General features: G+C 56.1%; 27 protein-coding genes and 3 pseudogenes. 8 read left to right on the top strand and 22 right to left on the bottom strand.

Annotated elements, in window-relative coordinates; translation table 11 throughout:
- Positions 1 to 245: 245 nt before the first annotated feature.
- Positions 246 to 419 carry a ribonuclease H family protein gene (locus K290_RS37600; protein WP_154660803.1) on the top strand — a complete coding sequence of 58 codons (174 nt, stop codon included), beginning with the start codon at positions 246 to 248 and terminating at the stop codon, positions 417 to 419.
- Positions 420 to 911: 492 nt separating this feature from the next.
- On the opposite strand, the pseudogene K290_RS35485 reads toward K290_RS37600, so the two are convergent.
- The 4 genes and pseudogenes from K290_RS35485 to K290_RS35480 all read right to left on the bottom strand — a co-directional run bounded on the left by K290_RS35485 (position 912) and on the right by K290_RS35480 (position 2979).
- Positions 912 to 1122 (bottom strand): annotated as a pseudogene (locus tag K290_RS35485) (CsbD family protein).
- Between the two features lie 250 nt (positions 1123 to 1372).
- Positions 1373 to 1702, bottom strand: coding sequence for a hypothetical protein (locus K290_RS0131120; protein WP_240535518.1), 330 nt, complete (start codon positions 1700 to 1702; stop codon positions 1373 to 1375).
- A 425-nt stretch (positions 1703 to 2127) separates the two neighbouring features.
- Complete coding sequence (locus K290_RS0131115) at positions 2128 to 2628, bottom strand: hypothetical protein (RefSeq protein WP_240535519.1); 501 nt, start codon at positions 2626 to 2628, stop codon at positions 2128 to 2130.
- 51 nt (positions 2629 to 2679) lie between these two features.
- Positions 2680 to 2979, bottom strand: a complete 300-nt coding sequence (locus tag K290_RS35480) for a hypothetical protein (RefSeq protein ID WP_037136675.1) — start codon at positions 2977 to 2979, stop codon at positions 2680 to 2682.
- Between the two features lie 289 nt (positions 2980 to 3268).
- Between K290_RS35480 and K290_RS38815 the strand changes: the two genes are divergently transcribed.
- On the top strand, positions 3269 to 3397 hold the full coding sequence (locus K290_RS38815) for a hypothetical protein (protein ID WP_276307846.1): 129 nt from the start codon (positions 3269 to 3271) through the stop codon (positions 3395 to 3397).
- Between the two features lie 198 nt (positions 3398 to 3595).
- On the opposite strand, the gene K290_RS0131100 is transcribed toward K290_RS38815, so the two are convergent.
- From K290_RS0131100 to K290_RS0131045, 14 genes are all read right to left on the bottom strand, one after another.
- Positions 3596 to 4477 carry an SIR2 family NAD-dependent protein deacylase gene (locus tag K290_RS0131100; RefSeq protein WP_004126018.1) on the bottom strand — a complete coding sequence of 294 codons (882 nt, stop codon included), beginning with the start codon at positions 4475 to 4477 and terminating at the stop codon, positions 3596 to 3598.
- A gap of 34 nt (positions 4478 to 4511) precedes the next feature.
- Positions 4512 to 4724, bottom strand: coding sequence for a putative nitrogen fixation protein NifT (gene nifT, locus K290_RS0131095; RefSeq protein ID WP_004126022.1), 213 nt, complete (start codon positions 4722 to 4724; stop codon positions 4512 to 4514).
- A complete protein-coding gene (locus K290_RS0131090; RefSeq protein ID WP_004126025.1) occupies positions 4721 to 5044 on the bottom strand; it encodes a nitrogen fixation protein NifZ in 324 nt (107 codons plus the stop codon). The genes nifT and K290_RS0131090 overlap by 4 nt, the downstream gene beginning before the upstream one ends.
- A gap of 93 nt (positions 5045 to 5137) precedes the next feature.
- On the bottom strand, positions 5138 to 5332 hold the full coding sequence (locus tag K290_RS36890) for a 4Fe-4S binding protein (RefSeq protein WP_004126027.1): 195 nt from the start codon (positions 5330 to 5332) through the stop codon (positions 5138 to 5140).
- Positions 5333 to 5366: 34 nt separating this feature from the next.
- Positions 5367 to 6848 carry a nitrogenase cofactor biosynthesis protein NifB gene (nifB, locus tag K290_RS0131085; protein ID WP_004126030.1) on the bottom strand — a complete coding sequence of 494 codons (1482 nt, stop codon included), beginning with the start codon at positions 6846 to 6848 and terminating at the stop codon, positions 5367 to 5369.
- Positions 6849 to 7080: 232 nt separating this feature from the next.
- Positions 7081 to 8829 carry a nif-specific transcriptional activator NifA gene (gene nifA, locus K290_RS0131080; protein ID WP_004126033.1) on the bottom strand — a complete coding sequence of 583 codons (1749 nt, stop codon included), beginning with the start codon at positions 8827 to 8829 and terminating at the stop codon, positions 7081 to 7083.
- 176 nt (positions 8830 to 9005) lie between these two features.
- Complete coding sequence (locus K290_RS0131075) at positions 9006 to 9305, bottom strand: ferredoxin family protein (RefSeq protein WP_004126035.1); 300 nt, start codon at positions 9303 to 9305, stop codon at positions 9006 to 9008.
- A gap of 12 nt (positions 9306 to 9317) precedes the next feature.
- Positions 9318 to 10622: an FAD-dependent oxidoreductase gene (locus tag K290_RS0131070; protein ID WP_004126038.1), complete on the bottom strand. Its 1305-nt coding sequence runs from the start codon at positions 10620 to 10622 to the stop codon at positions 9318 to 9320.
- A gap of 12 nt (positions 10623 to 10634) precedes the next feature.
- Entirely contained in the window at positions 10635 to 11747 is a 1113-nt protein-coding gene (locus K290_RS0131065; RefSeq protein ID WP_004126048.1) for an electron transfer flavoprotein subunit alpha/FixB family protein, read from the bottom strand.
- A gap of 12 nt (positions 11748 to 11759) precedes the next feature.
- On the bottom strand, positions 11760 to 12611 hold the full coding sequence (locus K290_RS0131060) for an electron transfer flavoprotein subunit beta/FixA family protein (RefSeq protein ID WP_004126051.1): 852 nt from the start codon (positions 12609 to 12611) through the stop codon (positions 11760 to 11762).
- A 181-nt stretch (positions 12612 to 12792) separates the two neighbouring features.
- Positions 12793 to 13176: a nitrogenase stabilizing/protective protein NifW gene (gene nifW, locus K290_RS0131055; protein ID WP_004126055.1), complete on the bottom strand. Its 384-nt coding sequence runs from the start codon at positions 13174 to 13176 to the stop codon at positions 12793 to 12795.
- 195 nt (positions 13177 to 13371) lie between these two features.
- Positions 13372 to 14598: a cysteine desulfurase NifS gene (nifS, locus tag K290_RS0131050; protein ID WP_004126059.1), complete on the bottom strand. Its 1227-nt coding sequence runs from the start codon at positions 14596 to 14598 to the stop codon at positions 13372 to 13374.
- A 47-nt stretch (positions 14599 to 14645) separates the two neighbouring features.
- Positions 14646 to 15287, bottom strand: coding sequence for an iron-sulfur cluster assembly scaffold protein (locus K290_RS36885; RefSeq protein WP_004126062.1), 642 nt, complete (start codon positions 15285 to 15287; stop codon positions 14646 to 14648).
- Between the two features lie 25 nt (positions 15288 to 15312).
- Positions 15313 to 15633, bottom strand: a complete 321-nt coding sequence (locus K290_RS0131045; RefSeq protein WP_004126065.1) for an iron-sulfur cluster assembly accessory protein — start codon at positions 15631 to 15633, stop codon at positions 15313 to 15315.
- 484 nt (positions 15634 to 16117) lie between these two features.
- Here K290_RS0131045 and K290_RS0131040 point away from each other — a divergent pair, with 484 nt between their 5' ends.
- Positions 16118 to 16774 carry a nitrogen fixation protein NifQ gene (locus K290_RS0131040; protein ID WP_004126068.1) on the top strand — a complete coding sequence of 219 codons (657 nt, stop codon included), beginning with the start codon at positions 16118 to 16120 and terminating at the stop codon, positions 16772 to 16774.
- A gap of 45 nt (positions 16775 to 16819) precedes the next feature.
- Here K290_RS0131040 and rpoN read toward each other — a convergent pair whose 3' ends face one another.
- Both rpoN and K290_RS0131030 read right to left on the bottom strand, forming a co-directional pair.
- A complete protein-coding gene (gene rpoN / locus K290_RS0131035) occupies positions 16820 to 18262 on the bottom strand; it encodes an RNA polymerase factor sigma-54 (RefSeq protein ID WP_004126070.1) in 1443 nt (480 codons plus the stop codon).
- 79 nt (positions 18263 to 18341) lie between these two features.
- A complete protein-coding gene (locus K290_RS0131030; protein WP_004126073.1) occupies positions 18342 to 18881 on the bottom strand; it encodes a peroxiredoxin in 540 nt (179 codons plus the stop codon).
- 733 nt (positions 18882 to 19614) lie between these two features.
- Between K290_RS0131030 and K290_RS0131020 the strand changes: the two genes are divergently transcribed.
- Both K290_RS0131020 and K290_RS38645 read left to right on the top strand, forming a co-directional pair.
- Positions 19615 to 20478, top strand: a complete 864-nt coding sequence (locus K290_RS0131020) for an isocitrate lyase/phosphoenolpyruvate mutase family protein (protein WP_240535520.1) — start codon at positions 19615 to 19617, stop codon at positions 20476 to 20478.
- A gap of 77 nt (positions 20479 to 20555) precedes the next feature.
- Positions 20556 to 20703: pseudogene (locus tag K290_RS38645) on the top strand (SOS response-associated peptidase); the annotation flags it as partial.
- A gap of 76 nt (positions 20704 to 20779) precedes the next feature.
- On the opposite strand, the gene K290_RS0131015 reads toward K290_RS38645, so the two are convergent.
- Positions 20780 to 21508 carry an amino acid kinase family protein gene (locus K290_RS0131015; RefSeq protein ID WP_004126078.1) on the bottom strand — a complete coding sequence of 243 codons (729 nt, stop codon included), beginning with the start codon at positions 21506 to 21508 and terminating at the stop codon, positions 20780 to 20782.
- A 999-nt stretch (positions 21509 to 22507) separates the two neighbouring features.
- Between K290_RS0131015 and K290_RS0131010 the strand changes: the two genes are divergently transcribed.
- The 3 genes and pseudogenes from K290_RS0131010 to K290_RS35475 form a co-directional block, all read left to right on the top strand.
- Complete coding sequence (locus K290_RS0131010) at positions 22508 to 23074, top strand: nuclear transport factor 2 family protein (protein ID WP_004126081.1); 567 nt, start codon at positions 22508 to 22510, stop codon at positions 23072 to 23074.
- Positions 23075 to 23189: 115 nt separating this feature from the next.
- Positions 23190 to 24692, top strand: a complete 1503-nt coding sequence (locus tag K290_RS0131005) for an SDR family oxidoreductase (RefSeq protein ID WP_004126084.1) — start codon at positions 23190 to 23192, stop codon at positions 24690 to 24692.
- A gap of 246 nt (positions 24693 to 24938) precedes the next feature.
- Positions 24939 to 25532, top strand: a pseudogene (locus tag K290_RS35475) (LLM class flavin-dependent oxidoreductase); the annotation flags it as partial.
- A gap of 62 nt (positions 25533 to 25594) precedes the next feature.
- Here the strand turns inward: K290_RS35475 and K290_RS35470 are convergent.
- A partial coding sequence (locus K290_RS35470; protein ID WP_037136668.1) for an IS256 family transposase occupies positions 25595 to 25866 on the bottom strand: 272 nt, incomplete at its 5' end.

Genomic DNA, 25866 nt, shown 5'->3' with positions numbered 1-25866 from the left:
TTGTGCTTCGGAATCAGTGGCATGAGCCCAAAGTATACCTGAAACCGCCGGGCCTTGCTTGCGCAAAATTCAGATTCACTTAATAATATCAATAACTTGATGTTCGTGGACGGAAACTAGCTAGAGTCGCCAGGCAGAACTTAATAGCCCATTCGAATACCATTCGGCGTGATGGGGCCTGCGAACCGAATCCTGGAAGCGGCGGTTAGGTCGTCGTCTACAAGGACGGCCGGGAAATCGCTGCATTGTCCGCAGGCTTCGGTGAGACCGCGAACAATGTCATCGAGCTTACCGGCATGCTGCACGCTACCCAATGGATCATCGATTATTTCAAGAAGGACGAGCCGGCAACGATCTGGCGTGACGCCATGTACGTCGTGAACGGATGCAATGAATGGCGTAACTCCTGGGAGAGATGATTTTGGAGCGCCTGATCGAGGCGATGGAGACGGATATCGCGTAGCCCGTAAGGGTCGGGCCGAAGGCATTCGGAAGCAGCATGCCGCAATACCTCCATTCCGCCGCGGAAAACTTCGCCCGTCGGCGCGAGGACATCATCAAGACCGGTGGCGCCAGAACCCGCGAGGATGAAGCCGCCCAACGCAGGCAAACCGACAAGTCTTTAAGGTTTGTTGTCATAGACCGCAGAGTGGCAGGTCACCGCCGATCTACAATACGGTCGATTATACAAGGAAATTTGTCGAGGAGTGCCTCCTCAAAGGGCGTATATCATTGATGACATTACCATGTTCTAATTCAACAGTCGGCCGTGCCCACGACCGTAATTGAAACGAGCACTTGATGGAAACTCTGCCCCTATCCCTATTCGGATAGGGGCTTTTTGTGGGTGTGCTTGGGCATTGCTGTACGAAATACCGTTGTCATGCAGTCCGATGGTACAACGCGGCCTGTTACTCCCAGGTCTGTCGATTGTACCAATCGTCGATGTCGCGCCGCGCCCGATCTTTTTCCAAGCCGTAGCGTTGTTCTTGGATCTTGCCTTCGAGCTGATCTCGGCGTCCGTCGATTAGATCCAAGGTCGTCATCCGTGAGCTGTCCCCACTGCTCTTTCACCTTGCCCTTGATCTGCTTCCAATTTCCTTCAACTCTATTCCCATCCATGATGTTCTCATCGTAAGGGTTGTCCCTGCAGCGGTAATGTAGATCGGCTATCTTTGTTCGCCAAATAGTTGGAGGGGCCGCCGCGCGAAGCTGGGCAAAGCGAGCGCGCGGAAGCTGGGGTTAGGCCTCCGCTTTTTTTCAAGCATGCAGAAGTGGAATCAAGCCCTGAACGATAGATTCTGCCAATGCTTCCTATCGCTTCGCTATCTGGAAATTTCATAATCAAGGGCTTCTTGCCCCAATCGTCCGACTACGGATCAATGGCAAAGTATTTTACCAAGAAGGGGTTCGCTAAAAGTGGCCATGCACCAGCAAGTCTGGCGAGGTGGCGTTCGTCATGAATGCCTTGCTTATAAAGAGTGACAACGATTGGTGCCAGTCGCTGGGCTTCATTTACATCTTTCATTAGGTTCAATCTTGAGAAAATCTGCTCGAAAGCAAGCTGACAAATCTCTAGGTCACGCAGACCAAAGATTGCCTCATGGTTTCGAATATATTGGGAAAACGTCGAACCATCCTCATCATGCCGCTCCGCCGGGCTGGATACCGGTGACCCCATCTCGGGAGAATCCGAAACCATCCGCTGCTCTCCGATCGTGCATGAGTATACAACGCACGTTTACACTCCAGGCAACATTCTCGCAACCTGAGGCATCATTTCTTTGAGCATCTTCTCGGCGCCGCCACTTTACTGCTGAGCGGGCGTTTTCGCGGGCGGCGTTGTGGTGGTCGGCTGTGTCGTTGTCGTCTGGGCTGGGGCGTTGGGATTTGTCGTGCTGGTGTGGGGCCAGAAAGCCCAGGCGAGAGCTGCGACTACAATAATCCCGAGAATGACAACCCATGGCATCCAAGGTTGGCGACGTACCGGTGTCGTTCTGAGATCTGGGGCACGCTTGTTGATGTCGTTGCTCATCTGAGTACTCCTCTGGGACGTAACCTTTAGCTGCAGCAAAGGTTCCTGACCACGAGGCGTTGCGGTGAAGTTGCGCTAATATTGCGCGCAGTTCATTGGGTTGGTTGATGTCCGTGATCGGATTCATCTCGCAAGTATTTGGCATCGTATAAGAATGGAAGAAGCCGAGCCGTTCCGGGCACAATCTTGGACTCGTCGGCGTCGACCTCGAGGCGAGCTGTCCATCTAATCATGTGGTTGTTGTCGGTCGGGTCCAACGTCGGAAACTTGAGGCGACGGCTTTGATCAGTTGTGACCACATCAATGGTATAGCTATCGTCTTCAAGGTATCGATCTGAGATGATCTCCACATGGAACCGGCCACCTTCCGTCCTGGCATCGCCCTCGTAGCCACATCGCTGGATGCAACCTGGCAAATCACCCCTGACTGTGAATGAGATCAATGTGCCGTCCACCAGGTTGGTTATCCCGTTAAAAGACGGTGGATTTCCTTTGCTCATGGTTATCGCGAGCGTCAGATCGTTGTCGCTGGCCGCAAAGGCAGAAGGGACCATGATGAGCGACAGTGCGGCAACGACGACGGCGTGATGCATAGCAATCCCCCAATTACCGCAATGATTATCGGGAATGATCTAAGAGTCGAGTCAACTATGCGTGCGAGCGTGGCGCCCTGTGAACGGCTCAAATTCATCGTCGCCGTGCAGATATTCCAGCTCATGGTCAATGTGGTCGATCGCCCAACAGAGCGCCTCGATCTCGCTTCTCAGGTGCTCGGCCAAGTCCCCGGTGATACTGGCGATATCGGCCGCCGGCAGGGACGCCCTGCTGTTGATAATCTTGATCTCGTCAGCTTCAAGACCGGCAAGGTGGTGCTTCGCCCGCTCGATCTGGAACAACAGCTTGCCGCGGTGATCCAGTAGGTATTCTCTCGTCTCGTCGATCATTTGGGCGTCTCCGAGGGATGTGGCTGTAGCCTTATATGCTTCGAGACCGTGTTCGGTAATCCAAAAATATTCGATATTGTCGATACAATCTCTGGGGACGAAACCGCGGGCCTCCAGACGGCTAACGATATCGTCGCCGCACCCATAAAAGCCCACGCAAGGCGGGCCCGGAAAGGTGGAATGATGGAGGTGATTTAGGAGATGCCGGCCGTGTGACGCGCTGACATCATCTTTGATGCGACAAGGCTAAAATGCCTGATAGGATTTGAGCTTAATCGTGGAGGGGACCATGAAATCAGCGGCAAACGACAAAGAAAATCTGCCGCCCGTCGAGCAGGAGTGGGCCAGCGCCATGCTAGTCATTGCATGGCCGTTTGGGGTTTTTGCCATTGCGCTTTGCTGTAAGTTCTTCGTGTAGCGATTAAGCCCCCGCCTGACCTAACGCTCGGGCCTGGCCAAGACGGTTGTCGGGATGTTGATTTTGGGGATTCTAGCCGTCGTCCCAACAATGATGGTGCAGTCTCTCGTGCCCATAAATCACGCTCTTCGTCACTCGCTCTCAGTTTGAGCAAGCGATCGGTGCCGCTGCGAAGCGCTCCCTGGCTCACGCTTGCGGCTATGCCGGATTGACAAGAGCAGCCGCAACTTCACCAATCGGCAGGTCAATCAGGGTGATGCCGCATTCCGTGCAGAAGCGGCGTTCGTTCTTGGTCATGGTTTTGGCATCAATCACAGCGAAGTGTGGGCCGTTGGAGCGCTTCATGATCTGGCGGGCAAAGATGCGCAACATCTGATCGTCGAAGCGGCAGCCCAGAAAGAAAAAGCCGCGGTTGGTGCGCCGTGCTTTGACGGCTTCGGGGATCGGCGTCTGGATATCGATCTCTGTCAGAACTTCGACATAGTCCGCATCTGACACGAGAAAATTAGCAGCGGGCCGAACGCTTCCATGAGGCGTATACAACACCGTTTTTGCTGCCGGACCGGGCCTGAGTTCCTTTCCGGACAAATCGTAGGTTCTCGTCCATATATCGCGGTTCTCATTTGCCCGCGTAACGCCTTGTATCTCGACCACGTCTGTTCGGCCATTCGCCACGAGAGCCGCGCGCATCGTCCCGTCGTACCAGCTGTCGATGATGAGCGAGAGTGGCAGCGTTGCAAGCCAGGCATGGAGGCCGGTCAGCGGCGCGGATGAGGCGAATATCTCCGCCATCCAGGCTTGAAGCGTCCGACGATGCCTGCGCTGCTCGATAAACTGTGCGACCGACCACATGTTGCTGCGTATCTTGGAAGGTGCTGTCGCCCGTGTGTTAAGAGCTGCTGCAACGCCTTCTGGACCATCAGGTACAGGCGGTGCCGCCGAACTTTGCCGGAGAAGCCCGGGACCGAGATATGGGATTATTGCGTCTGCGGCGAGCGCTTCCTTCAGCAAATAAAGTTGCTTTTCGGCGTAATCGCCCCGGCAGACCAAAAGATGATCGGATTTAGGAAGCACGGGCATGCCGCTGTCGCTTTTTGTCGTTCGTTAGCAGCGTTTAGTCCTCCTCAGATATCTTCTTTGCCTCGACCGTAATGGGCAGGCGCGTGTCCTTTGGCAGATCGGGCAGGGCTAGCCTCCATCCATTCCTAAGCAGCACGCAGCCGCCCCATAGATTTTCATTTTCCATAGCAATGATCGGCTCTTCGAGATCCTTCTTGGAAACATATGCCGATAAGCCGGTTCCGGTTCTGCGGATCATCACTTTCACGGGGCTATTCCTTCCCTGGCGCTGGTAGTCGTTTCGGCAATGCTTGCTGCGGCTTTGTCGAGGCTCGTCAGTTCACGCGCGCGCATGCCGACGATGGTGCCGCGATCCACCCATTCGACCGCATAGATATAGAACTGCTGGAGAAAGGTGCCGATGTCGCGCACATAACCCTCATCGCCCTTTCGCACCAGGTTTTCGCCAACGTCTTTGCCGGGATAGGTGCCGTCATTCTTTATGTGGCGCGTGGCACGAACCCGCTCGCCTGGTAGAAATTGCGGTGAACAGCCGATTTCCACTTCTTGTTCGCGTCCTATGCCCACGGTGGTGCCTCACTTTCTTGAGACTGCTCGGCTTAACCGCGGAGGTCAAACCTTTGGACGAGATATTGCCTTCGGCGGCCAGCGAACAGGCGATCAGGCTGGAACGCAGGTCTTCGGTACCGGACATACCGATGCGCATTGCTGCGTCTCGAAAGCTCCCTCGCATTCTGTGCACTTCTTCGGATCGATCACGTAGTTCTCGCCCTTCAGTTCTATCGCACCTGATGGACATTCGAACTCGCAGGCTCCGCACTGGGTGCATTGGGATGCGATGATCTTGAAGGCCATTTTCAACTCCTGAGGAGGTTAAACTAAAAAAAATTCACGCCGTCCCTGTCAGCAGGTCGACTCCAAACTCGGTGGCATAAACCATGCTGATGGCGGTTTCGATGTACTCATAGGTATAAGAGTCCACTGCTCGAATGCCCGCGTCCGCCAACCGCTTTTTAGGGCAATCTCCGATCTTTGCGCAGAGCACGATGTCGATCCCCTCGAGCGCAACTATCACACCGTCGAGTGTAGCGTCGTCACCCCAACCGCCGCGGCAATATTGCTCGACCTTGCGATGCCCCACGAAGGCGATTCCTCTCGGAGAGGCTTCATAAATCTGGAACTCTTTCGCATGGCCGAAATGTTCGTTTATGCGGCCGCCGCCCTTGGTCGCCACCGCGACGTGAAGCGACCCGTCGGGGCCGGCTGCTTTGACCATTTCGATCGCCTCGCTCTTGGCTGCTGCGTGATTGCCTCTCTCCCGCGCCACTACTTCCCGGTATGCCTCGCGATTGCGCTCGTCGTACGAGACTGCATCGGGAATGTGGTCGAGCGTGAATTCTTTGCCACGATCCTCGCCGAGCAGACCGACGGCATCGGCCCGGCATTGCCGACAATGACGCATCAGCTTGGCGCCTTTTTCGAGACGACCTTGAAGCGCCTTCAATTCGATTGCCCGCGGAGCGCGCTGTCCGGTCAGGCCATAGTAAGTGCCGTGCGCTGGGTCCGAAATCAGGGGCATCACATTATGCAAGAACGCGCCGCGCTCTTTCACCCATCTGTTCACCTCGATCAGGTGCTCGTCATTGACCCCGGGTATCATGACCGAATTGACCTTGACGAGGATGCCCCGCGCCGCCAGCATTTCCAAACCCAACATCTGTCGCTTGTGCAGGATTTCGGCGGCTTCGATGCCGGTGTAGCGCCGGTGATTGTAAAAGACCCAGGGATATATCTTTGCGCCGATTTGCGGGTCGACCATGTTGATTGTGATGGTCACGTGATCGACATTCATGCGTGCAAGCTCATCGACATGATCTGGCAATGCTAGCCCGTTGGTGGAGATACACAGCTTGACGTCGGGAATTTCCGCGGCAACTTTTTCGAAGGTCGCCTTGGTTCTCCTCCAGTCGTAACAGGCATCGCCCGGACCGGCGATTCCGACGACCGAAAGCTGCGGCACTTCGTTGGCGACCGAAATAACTTTGCGCAGCGCCTGCTCTGGCGTCAGCTTTTCCGAGACGACACCGGGCCGGCTTTCGTTTGCGCAGTCATATTTCCGATTGCAGTAGTTGCACTGGATATTGCAAGCCGGTGCGACGGCGACGTGCATGCGCGCGAAATAGTGGTGTGCTTCTTCCGAGTAGCAGGGATGATCCTTTATCTTCTCCCATGTCGCTGGATCCATGTCATCCGGTTTTGCGGTTGAGCCGCAGGATGAGGATTTGCAGCTGTCGGACTTCGCATTGGTCAGCCTATTGTCGGACGTTTTGGCGCTGGCCGAGCGATCAAGCGAAATCATCGATGCGGTCATCTAGCAATTCCGTTGCTGGTGAAGATTGCAGTTCAAACTGCAAGACCTATGCCAGGGCCCGGGATTGTCTTATGTCCGGCGTTTTAGTGTTTCGCGTTGGATTGCATACACTTGCTCCCGCACGATTTCGTTCGTTCATGACAATCGGCACATGGATCTCGTCGCGAATGCGACGCGCCTCTGTCACGTAGAGTGCCGAGAGCGCATTTCCGACCTGACGAACGACATAGGCTTAGAACTTTTTCATCTCGATATTGTGCCGGCGCAGAGCATAGCCGACCTGACGGGGCGTGAGGCCGAGCATACGAGCCGCTTTGGCCTGAACCCATCCGACTTTCTCCATTGCCTCGATCAGCCGGTCCCGCTCTGTGAGGCGCGGTGATAGGGCTGGGCAAGCCGGACCATTGGGGTCGCAGGCCTTGAAGGGCGCTACCTCGGGATGCGAGACGCTGCCTGGTTGGGTAGAGAGCGGCGATACTGCCGGCGTTGTTCCACCCCGAGTGAGCTCATCGATAGGCTTACCCTCGCGGCCGCCGCCGTCGCCTTTCCAAAGACGAGCCGAAAGACATTGGTTGTTCTGGCACGCAAAATCCGAGGGAACGATCGTCTTCGAGCGCGCCAACGTCGCCGTCCTACGCACGCAATTTTCCAGCTCGCGGACGTTCCCAGGAAAATAGCATTGCGAAATCAGGTCTAGCGCCTGCGCCGTGAAGGCGTGCTCGCGATTGTTCTCCCGGTTGAAACGGTCGAGAAAGACTTTTGAAAGGCGCGAAATGTCTCCGGGCCGCTCTCTGAGTGGTGGCAAGACGATCGGCACGACATTGATGCGATAGTAAAGGTCGGCTCTGAACTCGCCATTTGCAACAGCCGCCTCGAGGTCCTTGTTGGTTGCGCATACGAGTCTGATGTCGACTTTGAGGGTCTTGGTTCCGCCAACCCGCTCCAGCTCGCCTTCCTGCAGCACGCGCAAAAGCTTGGCTTGAAAGGCAGGCGAAATTTCGCCAATTTCATCAAGGAGCAGCGTTCCGCCATTTGCCAATTCGAAACGCCCCGCGCGCTGCGATACAGCACCGGTGAAAGCGCCCTTTTCATGTCCGAAGAGTTCCGATTCCAGGACACCTTCAGGCAGTGCGGCGCAGTTCAATTTGACAAAAGACTTCTTGCGGCGAGGGGAAAGCTCATGAATGGCCTGTGCGAAAAATTCCTTGCCAGTGCCGCTTTCACCCCGCAGAAGCACTGTGGTATTCGTCATAGCCACCGCAGAGACGATTTCCAACACCCGCCTGACTGCAGGGCTTTCTCCGACGATCCAGTCGACTTTGGCTCTTGAGTTTTGGCTCGGATCATTCCGTCCCCCTTCGGCGGATTTCCGGTGCAGCTGGATGATTTGCGGACCGGACGTGCTCAGGGCTCGGTGGAACGCGATCGTCTGGCCGATAAGATCGGCGACCATGGTAAGGAAGCGAATATCCTCGTTGTGACGCAGTTCAGTGGCGCTGTCCCTGAAGCGGTCGATCCATAACGTCCCGACCAGTTTGTGCGCAGCCCTCAAAGGAACCCCGATAAATGTGATGGGGATCGTGTCGCTGCTCAAAGACGGCTGAGGGTCAGCCCGAAAAAGTTCGGATTTACTGGTCTCCCTTATCACCAGCGGCTGTCCGGTCGTCACGATCTGATCCATTGCAGCCGGTGGGATGGTGTGGCGTGCGCCGGATTGACGAGAATCGGCGACGCCGGCCGACGCGGTAATTTCCGGCTCCCCTTCGCTCGCCCATATAACGATTGCCCCATGACGCATTCGCAAAAACGTGGGGAGGATATTGGCGACCTTGACAAGCGTGATCTCCAGCGGGGCAGCGGCCGTTAGGAGCTTCGATATTTCGTAGATCCCGCTGCAGGAGATTCCGACTTCAGGCGTTTTGCTGGATACCCCGGGCAAAGGTCCAACTTCATCGACGCAATCGCGTAGAATGCGGGTCATTTTCAACACCCCTAGCTGTGTAGAATGCCCCCATTCCAACCACTGTTTGTGCTTATTTGTATAAGCGGAAACTCTAATGGTAGTTTCTGAAATTGCAAGCTGGTTCCTGTCAAAATTGATGCAGCGCCTGGCTGTGACGACATAATGTGTTTTTCAAAAGTTTAACAATAAATTGTTCACCCGAACTTGAAGAGAACACCAAAGCCGCCTCGTGGATAGTTCCACGTGATGTCCCCACTTGCCTCACACAGCACCCTGCATGTGCCGCACTCCATGCAGCCGTCGGCGGCAATCTCCACTTGGCCTTTGTCATTCAGTTCATAGCATTTTGCCGGGCAGATGCGTGTTAGCGCCAAAAGGTTTGCACTCGGATGCTCGTGCGGCCGCACCTTAATGTGCGGGCGTCCCTGATCAACCAGATAGCGATTCTGGAAAAGCTTGTCCTCAACACGCAACTTCGTCACTGCAACGGTCATCCTATTTCTCCTTCAACGCCAAGCCAATGCCAGACGCACCGCGTCGCTGACCAGCCCCCAGCGCGAACGCGCCTTTATGAAAGCGGCCGTTGTCGCCCTTTCATTTTCGATCTTCGGCGTACCATCGACACGCATGAAATTTTTCGAAGCTTCAGACATCAACTTCGGGTATGTCATGAAGAAATTGCGGGAATTGGTATGAAGTAGGGCCGGCATGTCTTTGTATTTCCTAAGATCTTTAATGACAAAGGAATCGTCCAGCATCGTCTTGTATAGTGCGAGGTTTCTTTTGGTCATTCGACCTCCGCGGCTCTTGACCTCGAAAATAGCCTCCCCGGCGATGCGACCTGACGTCATGGCGAGATTGGAACCTTCGCGGTGAACGGCATTGTTGAGCTGTGCTGCGTCGCCGACAACGACCCAGCCATCGCCGAAGAGCGCGGGAATTGCCTTGTACCCACCTTCGGGAATGAGATGAGCTGCATATTCCTTGACTTCCGAATCCGCGATCAGATGTTTGATCGACGGATGGTTCTTGAACGCTTCGAGCAACTCGTAAGGGCTTTCGCACGTTGCGGCGAAGTCGGAGACGAGGCAACCGATGCCAAGAGAGATCGACTCCTTATTGGTATAAAGGAAGGCGAGCCCGGCCATGCCGCGGGAGATGGTGCCGGCCGCCTCGATCACACAACCCTCGTTGCCATGAAGACCGAAGCGCTGATCGATCACGTCTTCTGGCAGAAAATGTATTTCCTTGACAGCGAGAGCCACGCTCTCCGAAGTCGGCGTCTGACGCAAACCGGCCCGGGCGCCGAGCAACCCATTGGCGCCTTCCGCAAGAACGACCGTGTCCGCAAGTATGACATCGCCAGTACGGTCAGTGCGCACGCCGATCACCTTGCCCCCTTCCTGGGCAAGTTCTGTCGCCGTCGTCTCGCAAAGGACTGTCGCTCCCGCCTCACGCACCTTACGCGAAAACCAACGGTCGAACTGAGCGCGAATGATTGTATAGCGCTCTGGCGTCGACTCGTTGAAATCATCCGATCGGTATTGGATCCCAACGTGGGATGTGTCATCCATCATCCAGAAGCGCTGCTCGACGAGATGCCGCTCAAGAGGCGCATCATCTCGAAAATTCGGGATGATTTTCTCCAGCATGTTCGCGTACATGATTGCGCCCTGGACGTTCTTTGAGCCCGGATACTCGCCACGCTCCAATTGCAGGACTTTCAAGCCACGGCTCGCCATGGTGTAAGCAGCCGCATTCCCGGCCATGCCCGCGCCAATCACGATGGCGTCAAACTTTTCCCCGCTCATAACCCGTGCCCCCTAATTCGCAAGCTTATCGCGACTGTGCGGCGACAGCCGTTGGGTGAAAACATCAGTGAGGGCCGGCAAGAAGCGGATCGCATCCGTCACGACGCCAACGTGGGCGAAGTCGAAAATCGGCGCGTTCGGATCGGTGTTGATCGCCACAATGAGATCAGCGCCCTCGACGCCAACCCGGTGCTGAATGGCGCCGGAAATCCCGGCCGCTATATAGAGCTTCGGCCGGATAGTCTTACCCGTTTGCCCGATCTGCCGATCAGCCGGCATCCAGCCTTTCTGGACCAGCGGCCGTGAACAGCCGTATTCGGCTCCAATTACCCGCGCGAGATTCTTCGCCAGCTTCAGGTTCTCCGATGTTCCAAGACCGAGGCCGCCGCCCACCACCACATCGGCATAGGCGAGATTGGAATTTGTCGATTGCACGTCGGAAATGAACCCGAGGACTTTGGTGACGATCTCCTCCTCGACCATCAGGACCCCATGCTGAATGACGCAGCCGATAGGCTTGTTCGTGCGCTGCGGCATCGCCATGACCCTTGGCCGCACTGTCGCCATCTGCGGTCTGCAGTTGAGCGTGTAGATTGTGCATAGTAGAGAGCCGCCGAAAGTCGGCCGCGTTGCGGCAAGCGAACCGTCCGCATCCACATCGAGTTCGGTGCAGTCCGCGGTGAGCCCCGTCAACAAGGTCGTCGCCACGGAACCGGCAAGGTCGCGACCAAGCGTCGTCGCACCGAGAAGCAGGATCTCGGGTTGGTAAGTGGCGACGAGATTTGTCAGAGCTTTGGTGAAGGGCTCGTTCCTATAGTCTTCGAGCAGGGGGTTCTCCACCAGATACGCAACGTCGGCGCCATAGGCAAACGCCTCTGCGATGGCCAGCTGCGTGGCGTCCCCCGGAGGTCCGAGCACGACACCTGCGAGTTTGACGCCAAGCTTGTCCGCCAGCTTGCGGCCTTCTCCCAGCAGTTCGAAGGAGACGGGATGGACATTTCCGCGCTCCACTTCGATGAAGACCCAAACATGGCGGTAGTCTTTGAAATGATCGGGCAGTTCTTTCTTCATTCCCGCGCGGCCGACGGCTGGGCGCGGTATTTCTTGATTTGCGGTCAACGTCATGGCTCCTTGCCGTTATGCGCTGGCGTCGAAGGCGAGTTCGTGTTCGAGCGCCGGCTGACGGGCGAAGATTTCGACAATCAACTCATCAGCAAGATCGCCGAGCGCCTTATCGGTGGTGGTGATTTGCTCTGCCTTTTCCGTCCTTACTGTCGGGGCAAAGACGCGTTTGACGACCGTCGGCGAACCACGCAGTCCACACTTGCTGAGGTCCTCGATGCCGGCGTCGCCCGCGCTCCATTTTACGATCTGACTGCGTGCGGCACGTAGCGCGTCATCAAGCGAGCCGCGGCGGATTTCGTTGGTGCCTTCCAGCATAGTGATGAGGCAGGGAAGCCTGCCATGCAGCATCTGGGTACCGCCTTCCGAACGGCGGTCGACCTTAATTTCGCGTGCATCAAGATCGAGGGAGCAAATCTTCGAAACGTAAGTGAGTTGCAGGAGGTCGAGGCGCTTAGCAATGCCCGGCCCGACTTGGGCAGTGTCGCCGTCGATGGTCTGCTTGCCCGTGAAAACGATGTCGGGGGCGCCGAAGGTCTCGCCGATTTTTGCAATCGCCTGCGACAAAGCAAAGGAAGTCGCCAGGGTATCGGATCCCGCAAAATAGCGGTCGGTCAACAATACCGCCCGATCCGCACCGTAAGTGAGCGCCTTGCGCAACGAATCCTCTGCCATGGGCGGCCCCATCGTGAGCACGGTGACCTCGCCGCCATGCACGTCACGCAACCGCAGTGCTTCTTCAAGGGCGAATAGATCGTAAGGATTTATGATGGTCGGCACACCCTGGCGCATGATCGTGTTCGTTACAGGATGGACGCGAATCTGTGCGGAGTCCGGCACCTGCTTGATACAGACTACGACGTGCATGTGGTCTCCTAGCTGCTGTTAAATGGCGGGTTTGGCGCTTCGTGTCCTCTAAAGCACTATCTGTGCCAAGGTTTTTGAATGTGGCATCCCTTTGAAATTTCAATGATTTATGCTGAGGTGCCGACACTGGACTCGCCATTGTCGGCTTCGCGACATCGTTCAAGCCGGAACCATGTCGCATTCACTCCCTGCCGAAACGCTTCAAGATAGAATCGAATGGCACGAACGTGTGACCCGGTTGGGCAGGCTTGGCCGGATTGTGATCGTTGAGCACCTTGAAGACCCGGTGCGCAAGTGGCGAGGACGTCGCAAAATCTTCGTAGGCGCGTTCAAGCATGGCGCGTGCTCTGGCAGCAATCACCTGTTCCGGGAGATCGGCGAAATCCTCTTCGGCGAGGTATTGTCCCATCCGCTTCATGATGTGAAGCCGCGAGACGTCAAGCACCTTCGGATCATAGGCGACGTCAAGCAGCGCGAAAAACTCCTCCGCGGCAGACAGATTTTTCAACCGCGCGAGGATTTCGGCCGTATCGCTGGTTCGACTGGCGTTGCAAAAACTGTTCATAACATTCTCCCCGTTTGGAACGATGCTCTGTGGTGCTCCGGTGCGATGACCCGCGGTCGCGAAAGCCCCGCAGGAAAAGTGCTCGCTCTTACGGCTACAAGTGGCTTTGCCAGTCCGAGCTCTTCTGCCTCGCAACAGCGACGAACATCGCCTGGTTCCGTCAAGCCAGATCGAGTCTTCAGAAAGTGAACCGCTTCATGAGGTGTTTCCGTCCGTCTCCGTAGGCTTCATAAAAGCCAAAGGTCTTCGCCGCTTTGCCGGCGTCGGCTTAAACGAAGAACCATCTCGTAAACTGCCGACGATTCCGGGTAAGACATCGAGCACGCGATCTATATCCTCCTCGCAATTATCACGCGACAGGGAGAAGCGAATGACCCCGTGGCTCGAGATATCGGGAATGTTCATCGCGGTCAGGACATGGCTCGGCTGCGGCGACTGAGAAGTGCAAGCCGAGCCGGAAGAACAGGCGATGCCATAGCGGTCGAGGAGAAGCAGTAAGCCATCACCGTCGACTTGGTCGAAGGCGATGTTGGAGGTGTTCGGCAACCGCTTTTGCTTATCGCCGGTGACGAACGCATCTGGGATGCGCTGCAGAAGCCCTCTTTCCAGGCGATCTCGCAGCGATCTTACTCGTCCGTTCTCTTCCTTCATGAAGCTCGACGCAAGTTCAGCGGCCTTGCCGAGCCCGACGATGCCAGCGGTATTTTCCGTGCCGGCGCGCCGGTCGCGCTCCTGATGTCCCCCCTTGATCATCGGATCGAAGCGCACGCCGCGCTTTACCCAAAGCGCACCAATCCCTTTGGGTCCGTGCAGCTTGTGGCCCGAGAGCGACAACATGTCGATCGCACTCGATTTCAGGTCCATCGGCAGCTTGCCGACCGCCTGCACTGCGTCTGTATGGAAAAAAGCGCCAACTTCCTTGGCCAACTTAGCGAGGTCAGCGACAGGAAAAATCGCGCCCGTTTCATTGTTTGCCCACATGATCGAGACGAGTGCAACATGTGGGGTGAGGGCAGCCCGGTATGTGCGCAGGTCGAGGCGACCATGCCGATCGACTGGAATCCTGTGCACCTTTATGCCACGCGTCCTCTCAAGGTGCGCGCAGAGCGTTAGCACGGCCGGATGCTCGACTGCGGACGTCACGATCTGTGTGCGATCGGGCATGATTTCGAGCGCTGACAGGATCGCTGCATTATCGCTTTCCGTGCCGCCGGAGGTAAAGACGATCTCATGCTCGAACTCTGCACCGATCAAAGCTTGCAATCGTTTGCGCGCGGTCATTATCGCGGCACTTGCCGAGGCACCAAAACTGTGACTGGACGAAGGATTGGCAAATTGATCAGTAAAGAACGGCAACATCGCTTGTACGACTTCAGGATCAACTCGCGTCGTTGCATTGTTGTCGAGATAGACAGATCTCATGGAAGCGATCCTCAGTTGGCGGAGTGACCTCGGGTAGGCTCCGTCGTTCACTGCTCGGGCAAGAACAATCGCCGCAGCGTTCGATTGGTCGAATTGGCTGCAGGAACGTTATCTGGCAATTTCAGGCTCCGGTGAACTTTGTTCAGGCGAGCTCCAAGCATCCTCGATCCGCGGCGACATGCCGCCGAAAAACCCCGTCGGTTACAAAGATATTTCTTGGACCTCGAGTACGCTGCCTTCCTTTGTGCCTGCCGACAAACTCGTCTCTGACCTAACGAGGCCTTCAATGAACAGCGCCGCAGGGACCGTAACAGTCGCTTCTTCGACAGCTGTGAAGCATGTGACCGGATCGCGCGACTTTGCGCCACACATGAGGCAAACGGCGACGGCGAGGTGGATGGCGGCCGGTCGACAACATACGTTAAGTCGCAATTGATGTTTCGAATGGCTTCATAGGCGCTCTTGCCCACAATAAATTCGATGAACTCGGACGAGCAGGCGATCGCGAAACGGGTTCGGAGCGACTGCAGTGTTGCGGCACTGATCGCTTCCGTCGGCCGATCGAATCCCATCATTAATTCAACCGCATCCCCAGATGCGACCTTGTTTTCAGATTTGGCTGTTTGCAGAATGCGGGCGCCCTTGTGATCGCAAAATGATGTCTTGAGCTTGCCGCGATACTTCCGCATGACTTTTCACACCAACCCCGGATGGTCAGGCAAAGGACTTGCCACAAGCGCACATCTCTGCCGCGTTGGGGTTGTCGAAGACAAATCCTGAGGACTCCAGCCGTGTAACGAAGTCCACCGTCATGCCGTTGACGTGTGGTTGAGAGCCTACGTCCACGAACAGTGTAATCCCGCCTGTTTCGATGATCGCATCGCCCTCGCGTGGGCCGCTCTCCGGTCCCATCAGGTATTTGAGCCCGGCGCAGCCGCCGGTCTCGACCGCGATGCGCAGGCCTTCGGCCGGCTCGTCCGCTCGGCTGAGCGCAATCTTCATGGCGGCAACGGCGTTCTCTGTGAGCGTGATCATAAATATGGTTCTCATTGGTCGTCGGGAAATTTGCAAATGACCTTGCATGTGCCGTGCCAAAGAGAAAAGCATTGAGCAGGCGTCGGATCTTCCGCTGGCAATATGCATGCGCATGCCCGACAATGCCCGACATCACTGAACGTCCAACATCAAAAAGGAGCAGTCACCCGTGATTTGGGGACGCCCGCCAAAGACATCACTGCGCCATTTTCACGCCGTTGCCGTCATCGTAGCTGGGAAAAGGTTTGTAGCAGGCGCACCGGGAAAGGCCCTGGGTACCAACAACGATTGTCTGGTTTGTCGATTAGCCGACATTTTGCGTTGGCCAATCTGTATTTGCACGCTCATCACGTTGTTGAGAAACTCCCGGAGAGTTGTGCCGACGCTGTTTATCGCCAGGCTGGCATAATTTTTGAAGCTTTCTCGTCATGGCCGCTATAGCTGCAGGCGACCTTGATCAATGAAACGAAGGAGCAAAAGCGCCGTGTCAGATCAGCATCAATTCCAGATCTTAAAGGGAAAGAGCATCAGTCCCAGGATACTAATGTCTGATCGGTGGCGACATTCACAGTCATCCAATGCCAGGCTATGGCTGCGAATGGGCTTGGAGATAGACTTTGACGACTATGTACTTACCTGTGTCTTTTCGCGAGCGCTTCAGGAGATTGAAGCTGGCCAGGCGTCGGCGACCGAGGCGACCGGGCTTTCTCGCGCCGAGCTGCGGGACATCCTGACACGAAGTTTTCATGCCAAGCTCATCGACGCCTTTTTTCCGGAAGAGGCGAGCGATCCAGAGCTCGGCACGGAGGAAGAGCTCCTGCGTGACTTGCTACTTTCGCATGCCCGTCCAAACGATCCATTCAGCGCCCGGTTTGCTAAAATCATTGCCCGCCGTGCCCTGCGCGACGACCATCTATGGCAGGACCTTGGTCTATTTGACCGAGCCGAGCTTGGTCGGTTGTTTGCCATGCATTTTCCGACGCTAGCGGCAGGCAATACCAACAATATGAGGTGGAAGAAGTACCTTTACCGCAAGCTCTGCGAGGCTGAAGGTTTCTCGCTCTGCGCCGCTCCCAGCTGTCAGGAATGCAGTGATTTTAACGCGTGCTTCGGCCCCGAAACGGATGAAGCCCGTCGTTAAGTCGCTTTCGCGAGCAGTGCAAGATCGTCAGCGCTTGGTCGGCGCCTATACAAATCCCGCACGGATCTCTCGACGACGTTGAACGGAAGAGGGGATATTCATTGCTTCCCGGTATTTTGCGACGGTGCGGCGCGCAATATCGATCCCGCTTTCCCGAAGTTGGGCGACCATATTGTCGTCGGAGAGCACACTGTCCTCCGTTTCCGCGGCGATCATTGCCCTGATGCGATGGCGGATCGCTTCGGCCGAGTGTGCCTCGCCGCCTTCCGAGGATGCAATCGCGACCGTGAAAAAATACTTCAGTTCGAACACGCCGCGAGGGGTGAGCATGTATTTGTTCGAAGTCACACGGCTCACCGTCGACTCATGCATCTCGATCGCGTCGGCGACAGTCTTAAGATTGAGAGGCCGAAGATAGGCAGTGCCGCGTTCCAGAAAGACATCCTGCTGGCGGACGATTTCAGTTGCTACCTTAAGGATCGTCTTGGCCCGCTGATCGAGGCTGCGAACCAACCAGTTCGCGTTCTGGAAGCATTCGTTGAGGAATGCCTGATCACCGGTATCATGCGCGGTCAGACGAGAGACTTCGGCAAAATAGGTTTGGTTGATGAGCACCTTGGGCAACATCTCGGGATTGAGTTCGATCTGCCACCCGCCTGCGGTCGAGGGCAGAACTCGAACGTCCGGTATGATGGCCTCCGGCCGTCCCGATTGGAACCGGTTTCCGGGCCTCGGATCGAGTGTCCGGATCTCATGCAACATGTCGAGAAGGTCGTCGTCGTCGACACCGCAGCGCCGCTTCAATGCGCGAAAGTCACGTTGTGCAACCAACTCAAGATTTGCGACCAGCGCTTCCATAGCAGGGTCGAACCGATCTTGCTGCCGTAACTGTATCTCGAGGCATTCCCTAAGAGTTCGTGCAAAGATTCCAGGTGGATCGAAATCCTGCAAGGTCGCGAGGACTCGCTCGACGTCAGCCTCGTGGACACCCAGCCTTGCCGCCAGCTCTGATAGGTGCACCTGAAGATATCCAGTGCTTTCCAGATGATTGGCAAGCGCACCGGCAATCAGCCGATCTCGTGAGCTGAATGCTGTGAGGGCGATCTGCCGGGCGACATCGTCGTGCAATGTTTCAGTAGAAGCAGCAAACTCCTCGAAGCCCGGCGGGTGCTCTGACGACGCGTTGGCGGAACTTCGAATTGATTTCCATTCTCCAAGTGGCTCGGGAGCCTCGAGCCTTGTCGGCGCATCAACCTTGCCATCGTGTGTGGCACTATCGGGCCTGTTCTCCGAGGTCGAGACGACATCGTCAGAGGCGATGCCGTCACTTGAAGCCAGTTCTAGAAACGGGTTCTTCTCCAATTCCTGCTCGATGAACTGATGCAGTTCGCCATGCGCCAGTTGCAGCAAGCGAATAGATTGGATGAGCTGAGGCGTAATAACCAGCGATTGCTTTTGGCGCTGGAGAAGGTTTGCTAAATACTGCATCCTAAGAGAGAAACCCCTATCGATCTTGGTACTTCGTCGCGCGAATTTTTCATTTTATGAGGCTTCAGTCCTCCGGTGGTTATGCTGCGGCCGTGGCCTTCAGCGTTTCCAGGACGTTTTGCGGCGATGAAATGCCGTAGGGATCGGTTTGACAGTTGTCCGAGAAGCCTTCTTCCTCAAACCACTGCTCTACCACGCCGTTATCGACCAGCGCCGCGTAGCGCCAGGAGCGCATTCCGAAACCGAGATTGTGCTTGGCAACGAGCATGCCCATCTTGCGAGTAAATTCTCCCGACCCGTCAGGGATGAGCTTGACGTTGAGAAGCCCTACGGACTTGCCCCAGGCGTTCATGACGAATGCATCGTTTACGGAGAGACAGTAAATCTCATCGATGCCCTTCTTTTGAAACTCCCCATAAAGCCTTTCGAAATCCGGTAGCTGTTGGTTGGTGCAGGTGGGGGTGAAGGCGCCTGGCAGCGAAAACAAGATGACGCGCTTGCCGCGGAAATAGTCGTCGGATGTCTTGTCTTTCCACCGATAAGGGTTCGGCCCTGGTAGGGCCTCATCGCGAACACGCGTCCGGAATGTGACGAAGGGAACCTTCTTTTTGATGTTCATCTAACTGTTCCTCATACCGACAATTGACGCGATGTTTGGCGATTGCGGCTGCATATCCGATCTCGGTCGATATATATTGATCAAGCAAGCGCCATGCCATTTGCCTTAAATGCAGAAAATCATTGTACTGCCGGAAGGAGCCTGGGTTTGAGTAGGAGCGCCTCCGACAAGGGCGCTGACCCAACCTTCTCACCTCGAATGACCTCCGCCGCGGTGACATCGGTTGGGTCGCTTGTTATCGGCAAGCGTCCGATGTTCGCAAAAGACGGAACCGTTTCGGATAGTCATGTCAGATCCTTGAACGAGCACCGCCGGCAGGCTTTGACGTGGCCGCCGTGCTCGCGTTCTTAGGCATAGCGATTTGCCGAGACAGCTCTTCTCATTGCACCGACTGATGTGCCGCTGTTGTTGCTCTCGATCATATCCAGATCGGGACGTGCGCCACCCTCCAGCTCTTCGGCAAGGCGCCCGCGTGTCCGGTCGCAATGAGATTAAAAGTTCGTGCCGTGTCATCGCTATTGAATGATTAGGTTCTCCCTCGCGGGGTCATTCGCCAACCTTTTGATGTGCGAAACGGGACAAGAATGTCGGGAGACCGACGATTGGATTACAAGGCCTGGCCGCCGGCCGGGGCAAGTCGTGCAGTGCGGCCGCCCGCGCTCATCCGGCATGCAACTTGCGTCTTTGATTGTTCGCTGCGCTTGGAACTTTCCGATTTTTGATGGAGCATGACATGGATCAAAAGGTTTTCGTTCCAAAGAGCATCGGGGCGATTGAGGATCCGACGAAATCGCTCCGCGATCTGATTTCCTCCCCAGACCTGACGCACCTGATGGGAGCGCATGATGGGCTTTCCGCGGCGGTCGCCATGCAGGCGGGCTTCAAGGCCATTTGGGCGTCTGGCCCGTGCATTTCGAAGAGCCTCGGCTATCGCGACGTCAAGGAGGCAAGCTGGACACATTTGATAGAGGTGATGGAACGAATGGCGGACGCCAGCGGCCTGCCGATCCTCGCTGACGGTGATTCCGGCTTCGGGAACATGAATGGCGCGCGGTTAATGACAGCAAGGCTCTTGCAGCATGGTGCCTCTGGTGTGTGCATCGATGATAAGAGCTTCCCGAAAATGAATTCCTCTGTCGGCAATCGTCCTCCGCTGGACGATATCGAAAAGTTTTCCGGCCGCCTAAAGGCGATTAAGGATGCCACGGGAAACGACCTCGTGCTTGTCGCTCGCACCGAAGCCTTGATCGCCGGTTACGGTCTCAAGGCGGCACTATTGCGCGCGGACGCCTACGCGAACGCCGGCGCCGATGCAATCCTGATCCACTCGGGGGAAGCGAAGACGCACGAGGTTCTCACCTTTGCGAAGCAATGGAAACGGCTTCCTATCATGATTGCGCCTTCGAATTACTATCGCACAGTCATTTCAGCGCATCATGAGGCTGGCATCTCGAATGTCGTCTGGGTCAACCATGCGATGCGTGCAGCGATTGCAGGTATGCGGGCCGCGTACAACTGGATCATCGCCGAAGCAAGCGCCGGGCCGATTGGGCAGGAGGTCGCGAAGCTCGACGACGGACCCGCTGCGTTATGGTGAACCGTCTTCGGCGAAAATCGGTATCTCTCTGCGCGCGTGATTAGCATTTGTAAGCTGAAGCGGTCAGCCTCGGTACGGTGTCTGCGGAGCCCGATCCGGACGACTTAATGAGACACTTTCCCGCCGAGCTGATGACAATGTGGCCGATCGGCAAGGATGTGGGCTTTGAATGACCGCCCCGATATCATCGAGCCTATCGAGGATGCGGAGCCGCCGTCACTGTGATCGGTGACGAGATTTTGAAAGAACGTGCCGCAGAAAGGTACCACGATCGTCCGTTTGAAGTCGGCATTATCGTTAACTAAGCAGAACATGATGGGACCCTTTCATTTGTGGTGATGTAGGTCGCTCTCACATGCTTTCCCTCGGTCCAATCACGCAGCCGGTTTGGATGGGTGCCGTTGATAACGACCCCCGCAGCACCCCGCAATGACATGAAATGAGCTGCACAAGCATCGACTGACGCATGACCAAGCTCGGCAAGATCGTGGGCATCTATTTCCTCGATCAACGCCCCCGGATCGTGAGTTGCCGCATTGCGATAGACGCCGTCTACATCGGTCAGAATTGCCAGTAGCGGAGCATTGGTTACCCACGCAATCCACGCCGCCACAGCGTTAGACGTTATGTCCAAACTCCATTCGACCGAATCCGTTGTGAAGAGCATGCGCGAGGCAAGCAGAACCGGAATTTTGCCAACCTTTGCCAGGCTCCGACATTCGCTCAACGTTGCAGACGGAACAAGTTTCGAAGAGAAGGCACGATTCGCCAGCAAATATCCTGTCTCATCTTGGACAAGAGCGCACGCGTGATGGGTCATCACCGATGGGGGAGGATATAGGTCTTCAACACGCTCAATCGCCTTGTCGTTTAAGTCTCCGCCAGGAACGACCAAAATTCGATGTCCACGCTCGACCAAGCGCTCGAGTTCGGCGACAGCCGTCCTAAAAACCGACAGATCATGCATGAGGCTTCCGTGGAACTTGACAACTATTGAAAAGCCGCATGGGGGAAGACTTTGGGTGAACATGCCTGAACCTCGCCCTGCCACTGTGAAGGCGCCATGTAGGTTTTGCGGGCTTCTCGATGTCAGATGGAGAACTGAGACCTTCTGAAAAGCCGCAGCGTACAACTGCATCCGTTCAACGCCATTTGGGAGAGCAAGCTCGATTACGTTGAACCTAATGTCGAGAAGTTTCGTCGCGTTTGAAAAGTCGCTCTTCCTCCATTTCTCCGCAATTCTTCACCGAACGATGTTGGAGACGTCTCGAACGTGCTACGGCTCTTTGTCCGGGATGCTCAAGCTGACGGGCCTTTCATTTAGCTGTAGGCCTACATGATCCAGTGTTCCACGCAGCGACCAACGAGAGAAATATGTCTCGGCGGCTCTCACTGCGTCGCAACAACCTCAAAAACCATGCCAACTTTGCAGAGCGAGCCCGCGAAAAGTTTTCTCAATGTTTCCTACCGACTTAGGGCTGAAGATAGCGAACACCTCAGAGGCGGCGTCGTGAAGATTCAAACGCACACACTGTCCAATTCGTCAGATAACCGACACGGGTTTTGTTAAGTCAATTTCTCGCCGTCCCACGCTAAACATTTGAAATTGACGAACGAAACCATTCCGTCCGGCGACACGGGTCGCGTTGGCGTGAGATTTGAATGGGATGGGTGCTGGAATGGCGATGCTGACCTGTAAACGATTATTCGATCCGGTCGGCAGGAGAAAAGGCGGACCGTATCAAATCGTCCAATCGGATTTTGTCAAAGAAGAGAACAATGGAAGCCAAAAGAGCGAACGGTCTGACGTGCCATATTCCCGACAACTTTAAGCCGCGGCTGAGCGAACTTACGGACGTCGAACCAAACGACGGTTTGACAGATGAGAAGCATATTGGCGGGCCGCCCCGTGCCAGGTGCAAAGTGTAGCATCTCCTCGATGATCCGCCGGCTCCGAATATCCTGGCGCCGTTGCGGCGTCGCTCAATGTACGAATGCCTCTTCCCATCTTGAAATTAGCGACAAAGCGATGCGCCACGAACAAATTACCGAATTACTTGATCGGGAGGCGATCCGTGATTGTCTTTATCGATACTGTCGCGGGATAGATCGGGCAGACGAGGCGGCGCTGCGCAGTGCGTACTGGCCGGATGCGCATGACAATCACGGCGCTTATTCGGGCTCGGCAGAGGGGTTCATAGAGTTCGCGCGCGGTGTCTTCAAGACCGAACAGCGCAACATCCATCAGATCACGAACATTCTGATCGAGTTCATCGACCCGGCGGAGGCTGCCGTCGAGAGTTACTTCACTGCGCTGCAACGCGGACCGGACGGGGCAAGGACACTACGTCAGGTTCTCTTGTGCGGCCGTTATTGCGATCTGTTTCAGAAAAGGGAAGGTGAGTGGCGCATCGCCGAGCGGACTGTCGTCTACGATTGGTTCGAGGAACAGCCCGCGCCAGTGACCTCCGAGACGGAGCGTTTCGGTCTCCGGCAGCCGATCGGGGCATCATATCCAATCGATCCGGTCTATGCGCTCTTGAACCGTCGTTTTCTTCAGAAACGTGAAGGCCACATGGCGAAAACGCCTCGGTGATGAGCGGTTTCAGATCTTCGTCGGCGGCGAAATGGAAACGTGACCTTTCTGTCTACCGCCATGTCGGGATGGTTGTCCGGAAAAAAGGTCCGGGAAACGGTCAGGAGAATTCCTCATGAGAAAGCAACGCGTCGTCATCATTACAGGCGCTGCAGGCGGGATCGGCCGCGCACTCGTCGACGCTCATCTCAATGTCGGGGACATTGTTGTTGCCGCGGACCTCCCGGACAGCGGTGTGCTTGAACTGGCTCGCGGTTTCGGCGCTGCGGATCTCGGACTTGAATTCGATGTCTCACGGGAAGAGGACATCCTTGTCCTTTATGAGCGGATCGACGCGCAGTTCGACCACATCGACGTTCTTGTCAATAACGCGGCGATGGGGCCCAGCATGGCCGCGACCACGCAGACCCCCATCGACGACTTCCGACGCGTATTGGCGGTAAATCTGATCGGGCCCTTCCTCATGGCTCGCGAAGCCGCACGGCGGATGCAGCCAGGTGCTGCGATTATCAACGTCGCCTCGATGGCCGGGATAATTGGCAATCCAAAACGCAACGCCTACGCTGCTTCGAAAGCGGGCCTTATCTCGATTACGAAGTCGCTCGCCTGCGAGTTGGCTTCACTTGGCATCCGCGTGATGGCAGTGGCGCCGGGCTATGTGCGAACGCCGATGGTCGCGCAATTGGAACACGCTGGCCAGACGAACTTAGAGGCGGTGCGCAGCCGTGTGCCGATGGGGCGCATGGCGCGTCCGGACGAAATTGCACGAGCCGTGCGGTTTCTCGCCAGCCCGGATGCGCACTGTATCAACGGCACGGTGCTGACAATTGATGGCGGGTGGATGTCCTTCAACCAGCCTGGCGACGCGCACCCGCGAGTAAGCGAAATACCACAAGCCGAACTTTCCCGTCCGCCACAATCAACCAATAAGCGGATTGTCCTCGTCACGGGCGGCGCGACCAGCATAGGCGCGGCCGTTGCTCGCCGCTTTGCAGCAAATGGCGATACCGTCGTACTTGCCGACATAAACGGCGCCGCGGCGGCGAAGTTCGCAAAATCCCTCGGCGGCGAGCACATTGGAAAATCCGTGGACATTGCAAGCGAAATGCAGGTGGTAGCACTGTTCGACGATTTGCGGGAGCGGTTCGGGGGGCTTGATGTCCTCGTCAACAGTGCCGCTTGGCCCGACAGTTGCAAGTCGGGAGTTGAGCAAACGCCTGCCGAGATCGCGCGCGTCATTGATGTCAACCTCACCGGTGCCTTCACCTGCGCGCGTGAGGCTATCAAAATGATGCGGCCCGACGGGGTAATCCTGAATATCGGATCCATCAACCGCTCCCTGACGATTGCCCAGCGCCATGCATATGGCGCATCAAAGGCGGGCTTGGAAATGCTGACCCGCTGCATGGCGGCCGAACTCGGGCCGGTTGGCATTCGGACTGCGACGATTGCTCTTGGCTTCATTCACACACCTGATAGCGCACAGAACGCGATCAGCCGCCGCAACCCAGCCCTTGGCGGGGGGCAGTTCGAAGGCATGGCAAACGCCGCGTTCTTCCTAGCTTCGCCAGATGCTTCATACATCAACGGATCGACCCTCTACGTCGGCGCCGGCTGACTTCGGACAATGTTGTATTCTACCCACGATCGGAAGCATTCACGGGAAATCGAAAACGACACTGTGTGCCAAACGGCATCCGGAGCGTCATCGAATTTGACAGTTTTAAGGAGCACTTGCGGCCGGGGAACGGCAAGCGATTTTGTTTCAAAGCCCCGAATATCAAAAAAGCCGATTGGATCAGTAGCCACGGATACATGCCCGCTGACCATTCGCGAATGGACCCAACGTGAATGAGGAAACGTTATGGAATTTGCGACCTTCATCCTTGCCTCCCAGCGGGGCTATCATCAATCGGCCGACAGAATCATCCGCAACTCAATCGAACAGGCAGTCCTTTCGGAGCAAGCTGGCTTCAACACCGCATGGTTTGCCGAACACCACTTCAACAACTATAGCCTCGTTCCATCGCCGTTGATGATGGTGGCCCATTGCGCCGGCCGGACGAACTCCATCCGCCTCGGCACTGGTGTTTGCGTATTGCCGCTTTATCAACCGCAGCGCCTGCTTTCCGAGATAGGTTTCGCCGATATCGTTTCGAGCGGCCGCCTGGAGCTTGGCGTCGGCTCTGGATATCAGCAGTTTGAGTTTGACCGCTTTGGTGTCGATATCGATGAGGCGCCCGCTGTCTTTTCGGAATATCTGGACGTCCTTCTCAAGGGCCTCACGCAAAAGATTTTTGAGCACAATGGCCAATATTTAAAGGTACCACCGACGGCGATTTCGGTGCGGACTATCCAGAAGCCGGCCCCCCCAATCTGGATCGCTACGGCGTCCGGATACAACATGGGCCGGGCCTATCGGGAAGGACACAATCTTTTCGTCACGGCATTCCACGATCATGTCCCAGGACGTGGTGTAGCTTAGACGACCACGGCTCATCCCAGAGGGTCGGATGAGTATCAGCTTGCTGCTGGCAGGCTGATGAGCGGATCATCGCTCATTGTGGCGATTGTCTCAAGTGTCATGTAGCGGGATCGCTGGACGGCCCATTCATCGTTCTGTTCGAGCAGCAGCGCACCGACCAGGCGCACGATGGCGTCGTCGTTGGGGAAAATGCCGACGACCTCTGTGCGCCGCTTGATCTCACCGTTCAATCGCTCAATGGGGTTGGTCGAGTGAAGTTTGGCCCAATGCTGCTTGGGAAAGGTCATGTAGGCGAGCACGTCTTGCT

Source organism: Rhizobium leucaenae USDA 9039, from assembly GCF_000426285.1.
Classification (GTDB): domain Bacteria; phylum Pseudomonadota; class Alphaproteobacteria; order Rhizobiales; family Rhizobiaceae; genus Rhizobium; species Rhizobium leucaenae.
The sequence above is the reverse complement of the archived record's forward strand: the minus strand, read 5'-3'. Positions and strand labels throughout refer to the sequence as shown.

Excerpts from the sequence above, each read along its gene's own strand:
- K290_RS36890 (WP_004126027.1), bottom strand. The coding sequence starts at position 5,332 with ATGGCCTTCAAGATCATCGCATCCCAATGCACCCAGTGCGGAGCCTGC.
- K290_RS0131120 (WP_240535518.1), bottom strand. The coding sequence starts at position 1,702 with ATGGTTTCGGATTCTCCCGAGATGGGGTCACCGGTATCCAGCCCGGCG.
- K290_RS0131045 (WP_004126065.1), bottom strand. The coding sequence starts at position 15,633 with ATGATCACGCTCACAGAGAACGCCGTTGCCGCCATGAAGATTGCGCTC.
- K290_RS38815 (WP_276307846.1), top strand. The coding sequence starts at position 3,269 with ATGAAATCAGCGGCAAACGACAAAGAAAATCTGCCGCCCGTCGAGCAG.
- K290_RS0131065 (WP_004126048.1), bottom strand. The coding sequence starts at position 11,747 with ATGACGTTGACCGCAAATCAAGAAATACCGCGCCCAGCCGTCGGCCGC.
- K290_RS35480 (WP_037136675.1), bottom strand. The coding sequence starts at position 2,979 with ATGATCGACGAGACGAGAGAATACCTACTGGATCACCGCGGCAAGCTG.
- nifA (WP_004126033.1), bottom strand. The coding sequence starts at position 8,829 with ATGACCCGCATTCTACGCGATTGCGTCGATGAAGTTGGACCTTTGCCC.
- K290_RS0131100 (WP_004126018.1), bottom strand. The coding sequence starts at position 4,477 with ATGCCCGTGCTTCCTAAATCCGATCATCTTTTGGTCTGCCGGGGCGAT.
- K290_RS0131015 (WP_004126078.1), bottom strand. The coding sequence starts at position 21,508 with ATGTTCACCCAAAGTCTTCCCCCATGCGGCTTTTCAATAGTTGTCAAG.
- nifS (WP_004126059.1), bottom strand. The coding sequence starts at position 14,598 with ATGAGATCTGTCTATCTCGACAACAATGCAACGACGCGAGTTGATCCT.
- K290_RS0131030 (WP_004126073.1), bottom strand. The coding sequence starts at position 18,881 with ATGAACATCAAAAAGAAGGTTCCCTTCGTCACATTCCGGACGCGTGTT.
- rpoN (WP_004126070.1), bottom strand. The coding sequence starts at position 18,262 with ATGCAGTATTTAGCAAACCTTCTCCAGCGCCAAAAGCAATCGCTGGTT.
- K290_RS0131020 (WP_240535520.1), top strand. The coding sequence starts at position 19,615 with ATGGATCAAAAGGTTTTCGTTCCAAAGAGCATCGGGGCGATTGAGGAT.
- nifW (WP_004126055.1), bottom strand. The coding sequence starts at position 13,176 with ATGAACAGTTTTTGCAACGCCAGTCGAACCAGCGATACGGCCGAAATC.
- K290_RS0131070 (WP_004126038.1), bottom strand. The coding sequence starts at position 10,622 with ATGAGCGGGGAAAAGTTTGACGCCATCGTGATTGGCGCGGGCATGGCC.
- K290_RS0131005 (WP_004126084.1), top strand. The coding sequence starts at position 23,190 with ATGAGAAAGCAACGCGTCGTCATCATTACAGGCGCTGCAGGCGGGATC.
- K290_RS0131075 (WP_004126035.1), bottom strand. The coding sequence starts at position 9,305 with ATGACCGTTGCAGTGACGAAGTTGCGTGTTGAGGACAAGCTTTTCCAG.
- K290_RS0131115 (WP_240535519.1), bottom strand. The coding sequence starts at position 2,628 with ATGCATCACGCCGTCGTCGTTGCCGCACTGTCGCTCATCATGGTCCCT.
- nifB (WP_004126030.1), bottom strand. The coding sequence starts at position 6,848 with ATGACCGCATCGATGATTTCGCTTGATCGCTCGGCCAGCGCCAAAACG.
- K290_RS36885 (WP_004126062.1), bottom strand. The coding sequence starts at position 15,287 with ATGCGGAAGTATCGCGGCAAGCTCAAGACATCATTTTGCGATCACAAG.
- K290_RS0131060 (WP_004126051.1), bottom strand. The coding sequence starts at position 12,611 with ATGCACGTCGTAGTCTGTATCAAGCAGGTGCCGGACTCCGCACAGATT.
- K290_RS0131010 (WP_004126081.1), top strand. The coding sequence starts at position 22,508 with ATGCGCCACGAACAAATTACCGAATTACTTGATCGGGAGGCGATCCGT.